The organism is Paenibacillus sp. OT2-17 (assembly GCF_009827695.1).
In the GTDB taxonomy this organism is placed as follows: Bacteria; Bacillota; Bacilli; order Paenibacillales; family Paenibacillaceae; genus Paenibacillus; species Paenibacillus polymyxa_B.
In genome coordinates this window covers 1-4,525 of sequence record NZ_WUDQ01000291.1, presented here as the reverse complement: position 1 = coordinate 4,525, position 4,525 = coordinate 1, and the positions used below count along the sequence as shown (strand labels likewise).

At 49.2% G+C, this 4,525-nt stretch carries 6 protein-coding genes; 4 read left to right on the top strand and 2 right to left on the bottom strand.

What is annotated here, in order from left to right; all coding sequences use genetic code 11:
* Positions 1 to 198: 198 nt before the first annotated feature.
* The 3 genes from GRP75_RS19745 (at position 199) to coaD (ending at position 1,791) form a co-directional block, all read left to right on the top strand.
* Positions 199 to 321 carry a cyclic lactone autoinducer peptide gene (locus GRP75_RS19745; protein ID WP_023988155.1) on the top strand — a complete coding sequence of 41 codons (123 nt, stop codon included), beginning with the start codon at positions 199 to 201 and terminating at the stop codon, positions 319 to 321.
* 314 nt (positions 322 to 635) lie between these two features.
* The gene (rsmD, locus tag GRP75_RS19740) at positions 636 to 1,277 is read left to right on the top strand and encodes a 16S rRNA (guanine(966)-N(2))-methyltransferase RsmD (RefSeq protein WP_023988156.1); all 642 of its coding nucleotides are present in this window, start codon (positions 636 to 638) and stop codon (positions 1,275 to 1,277) included.
* Entirely contained in the window at positions 1,270 to 1,791 is a 522-nt protein-coding gene (gene coaD, locus GRP75_RS19735) for a pantetheine-phosphate adenylyltransferase (RefSeq protein ID WP_013309846.1), read from the top strand. Before rsmD ends, coaD begins: the two co-directional genes overlap by 8 nt.
* Here the strand turns inward: coaD and GRP75_RS19730 are convergent.
* Positions 1,754 to 3,037, bottom strand: a complete 1,284-nt coding sequence (locus GRP75_RS19730; protein ID WP_160790136.1) for a nucleoside recognition protein — start codon at positions 3,035 to 3,037, stop codon at positions 1,754 to 1,756. The two genes, coaD and GRP75_RS19730, sit on opposite strands and share 38 nt — an antisense overlap.
* A 197-nt stretch (positions 3,038 to 3,234) precedes the next feature.
* On the opposite strand from GRP75_RS19730, the gene GRP75_RS19725 reads away from it, so the two are divergent.
* The gene (locus tag GRP75_RS19725; RefSeq protein WP_023988158.1) at positions 3,235 to 4,266 is read left to right on the top strand and encodes a YlbL family protein; all 1,032 of its coding nucleotides are present in this window, start codon (positions 3,235 to 3,237) and stop codon (positions 4,264 to 4,266) included.
* Here the strand turns inward: GRP75_RS19725 and GRP75_RS19720 are convergent.
* Positions 4,256 to 4,525, bottom strand: a 270-nt coding sequence (locus GRP75_RS19720) for a nucleotidyltransferase family protein (RefSeq protein ID WP_160790135.1), incomplete at its 5' end; no start/stop codon positions are given. The two genes, GRP75_RS19725 and GRP75_RS19720, sit on opposite strands and share 11 nt — an antisense overlap.

The window sequence follows — 4,525 nt, the reverse complement described above, 5'->3', positions numbered from 1 at the left end:
AATAGCTCTCATTCTCGTTTTATGTTTTGCCCCGTCCAGAATTGAAAAGCAGTCGCGCATTCCAGTACAATTTTATCCCCTCTTGCGACTGTTATCCTCCTTGCTTGTATGTACTAATTTTGTAATCGGTTCCTCTGTAGTGGCTATTGCTTTTTTGGTCCAGAGCCTAACATTGATCCGGGGAAGGAGGTGAGTGGAATGATGAGGAAAATGGTATATGGATTAGCTACATCGTTGTCTATGTTTGCAACATTTGCTGTATCAGTGGCGAGTTACGTGTATGTTTATCAAGGGGATACACCCGAGGAACTGCTGAAATAAACAAAATGCCGAAATAGAAAAATGATACATAGAGCTGCTATTAAGCAGCTTCTTTTTATGCAAAAAAATCAGGCGCTCCATTAAAGAGCGCCCGAATGGGAGAGGAGAAACCGGACGAAGAGCTTATGGGGAAACGTAAGTCTTCTCCGCGGTTGTCTACGACATTGGTTGAATGCCGATATCCTAAGGATGCCCAGGGAATGGTTTTTTATACCTGCCTCATCCTAAATTTTTCAAACGGCGGTGCATGTGGTACGATAGCGTCATAATCTTATATGGTTATGAACACATATAGAAAATAGGTGAGTTTCAGCGTGAGAGTGGTATCGGGTAGTGCCAAAGGAAGGCCGTTAAAGGCAGTTCCCGGCACAGGGACGCGGCCGACCACGGATAAGGTCAAGGAAGCGCTATTTAGCATGATAGGTCCTTATTTTGATGGGGGAGTCGCACTTGATCTGTTTGCTGGCAGTGGTGGCCTGGGTATAGAGGCGCTTAGCCGGGGAATGGACAAGGCTGTTTTTATTGATATGGAATCCAAAAGCATTGATGTCATTAAAGAAAATTTGCGAAAAACTGGATTGGAAGGACAGGCTGAAGTGTTCCGCAATGATGCCGGACGAGCGCTCAAGGTGCTGGCAAAACGTGGAGCTCTTTTTGATGCTGTTTTTCTGGACCCACCCTATCGTCTCAAACACGGAGATGAATTAATGAGCCGTATGGCTGAGTTGAACTTGCTTCGTTCAGATGCAATCATCGTGCTGGAGTATGAATCGGGACATGAATATCCGGAAAGCTTCGGGCCGTTCGAACAGGTCAGAAAAGCAGTTTATGGTGAAACGGCGTTATCTATTTATCATTTTGCAGCCGATGTTTTGTCGGATGTCGTAGAACATACAGAAGCCGAAGGGGTCAAATTCGGCATCAGCGAATCAGACGGGGAGGACCATCATGATTGAGCACAAACCACGTATTGCTGTATATCCGGGAACTTTTGATCCCGTGACGATGGGGCATCAGGATATTATTCAAAGAGCAGCCAGACAGTTTGATCTATTGATTGTCGCGGTTCTTAACAATATTAGTAAAAATCCGCTGTTTTCACTTGAGGAACGAATGGAGTTACTGCGAACGGTAACTCGCGATATCCCGAACGTTGAAGTGGACAGCTTCCGTGATCTGACAGCTAATTATGTACGTCAAAAAGGGGCCCAGGTTATTGTCAGAGGAATTCGGTCGGTGACTGATTTTGAATATGAGCTACAATTAGCCTCTACAAATCATAAGCTGAACCCGGATGCGGAAACGATCTTTATGATGACCAATCCAGCTTATTCATATCTGAGTTCCAGTATGGTGAAGGAAATTGCGCATTTTGATGGCAAGGTTGTAGATCTGGTGGCACCGGAGGTGGAAGACGCACTGCGTGCGAAGGTCAACGCGAATCGTGGCGGCTCCACCATGAAGTCATAAAGGAAAAGGCCAGCAGGGTAACTATAATTGTACCTAACAGTGCAATGGACAGTACGGTTAGTTGCCAGGGGTACATAGATGTTCCTTCAATTTGTGTTAATAAGCCGCTGGCTCCGGCCATGACAGGATGCGTGGCGGATTCATTTACGCTTTCCGCAAAAGAAGACACAGAACTGCGACTGACGTAAGCGGGAGTTGTATTGCTGAAGATGCGGCTAAGCGGGACCCATGTCGCCAAGGTAAGTCCAAAAGCAATGATCCCATGGAGCACTCGTGACAGGGTGAAGGTGATGCCCTTGTCGGAAGGCCTGGTGACGGCGGTAATTTGAAGCCAGCCGCACAGGCCACCCCAGCCCAACACAGCACTGATCGGGGCTGCTTGTGTACGGAGATCAAAGGGCAGACGGCTGATTTCATAGGAACCCAGATGGATTTCCATCCAGGCAGGCCATATGAAAGAAAGCGATCCTTGGCCTGTATATATGGACAGCAGTCGAATCAGTACGGAAAAGAAAATAATGAATCCACCTGTCACCATCAGCGTCTGTACAGCATGGGATACGGTTTCGCCCAACAGTTTTCCGAAACTGCGGCCGTCCCGTTCTCTGGCAGAGCGGGTAGCTTCCCATGCGGATCGGATCAGGGAGGGAGAAGTACGGGAAACTGAGGTGCGCCGGAGGGCAGCTGGCGTTTCCCGTTTTTGCAATTCTTTGGACGGTACAGGTAGTCTGGCTGTGATCCAGCCTGCCAGCAGCCCGGAAGTCCAGTGAACGGCAAGTAACATCACACCTGCGGCAGCATTGTGCAGTAGCCCTGTCCCGATGACGAGCAGGATGGTAATCGGATTGCAGAAATGAGCGATAGCGGTTAGACGTCGAAGCTGAAACGCGGTCATATCCTCCTGTTGTGCCCATTGGCGCACTGCTTCCGCAGCAGCCGGGAATCCTGCGGTCAGGCCGAGGGCCAACACCCAGCCGCTTCGCCCGGGTAGACGGAACCAGAATCGCATAAACGGCTCCAGCAGGACACCTAGTCCATGGACTAGACCAAAGGCGATGAGCATTTCGGACAGCATCAAAAAAGGCAACATGGCCGGGAAAATAATACTCCACCATAGCTTAAGGCCTTGAGTAGAGGCTTGAAATACTTTTTCTGGTGAGGCGACAACAGCCAGTACAAGTAAAATGGCTCCAAGGCCAAGCAGTACGGTTGTCCAATAAGGAGCGGAATGGGCTTCCTTTTGCATCAAAGAATTCACCTCTCATAAATATACTAAGGAGAGTCGGATGCTGTCTCCAGCGTTTATTCACGTTCGTTGTCTTGGGATAGGTTGTTCGTATACGTTGTCGTAAACAATGTATGCTTTTTCGGAAGGCTTGAGAACAGGCGGCGTAGAGGCACTTGGGTAAGATAGGAGAAGTTAGGCTGTAAGGGGGAGAAGCAATGAAACGAATAAACCGGAAAAGAGCTTTTTTTACAACCGGTTATGTCTTAATGCTGGCTGCAATGGTCTATGTGCTGGTCTATATGCCAACCCCTTATCTGATCTATGGACCAGGTGGGGCAAACGAGATCAAACCGATGGTTAGAGTCCAGGAGGGTGACAGCATCGAACGGGGGACTTTTATGATGACGACGGTATCGGCGCGTTATGCCAATGTTATCATGTTGGGCCTGTCCAAGTTGGACCGCAATTCGGAGATTCAACGCAAAGAGGATCGTCTGCATGGAAGAAGTGAAGACGAATATGCGGCAGAACAGGTATGGTATATGGGGGATTCCCAATCTTCCGCAATGGAGGCTGCCTACACCCGTGCCCATGTCCCCTATCGGATTGTGCCAGATTATGTGTATGTATTTAAGGTCCCGGGCTCGAACAGCGTGTTCGAGCCTGGAGATGAAATATTGGAGCTGAACGGAGTGAGGGTGACCGATAATCGTTCCATTCGGAAGGCTTTGGAGGACGAAAAACCGGGAACAATGGCTAAAGTGAAGCTAAAGCGTGATGGAAAGTTGCTGACCGTGCAAGCTCCCTTAACGACCATCAAGGACAGTGAGACGGGCAAGCAACGTTCTGGATTTGGCGTCAGTATTGCCACGGTACAGAAGGTACAGCCGAAGGATGGACGTAAAACGATTCATTTTACATCTACGGATGTTGGCGGTCCTTCGGCAGGGTTGATGTTTACCATGGAAATCTATAACCAACTGACACCAGGTGATCTGAGTAAGGGATATCGTGCAGCCGGTACGGGTACTATTGATAAGGACGGTCAGGTTGGAGCGATTGGTGGTGCAAAGTATAAAATAGTTGCTGCTGACCGTCAGGATGCGGATTTGTTTTTCGTCCCTGCAGATAATTATAAAGAGGCGAAGGCCAAAGCTGAGCAAATTGGAACCCGGATGAAGCTTGTTCCGGTTCGCAAGCTTGGCGATGCGCTGGATTATATGGAAAAGCTGCCCATCAAACCATAATGGGCGGTCGCAAGTAATCAGCATACATGTCGCGGATGGCGGGACGTGGCATCCCAGCTGCGTATATGGCGGCTGCGGCTGTATCCCAGTCCAGCTGAGGATGTGATCCGGCAGACAGCTTGACCCATACCGGAAGGGTGGCTGTCTGCTTCATACGTGCCAGCAGCTCGCGTCCAGCCCTGTTAAAGCCGAGCACGCGGATATAGCCCGGACCTTTCGCCAGCTCAGCCGGAGTCATATCGGTTTTGGCATGATTCAG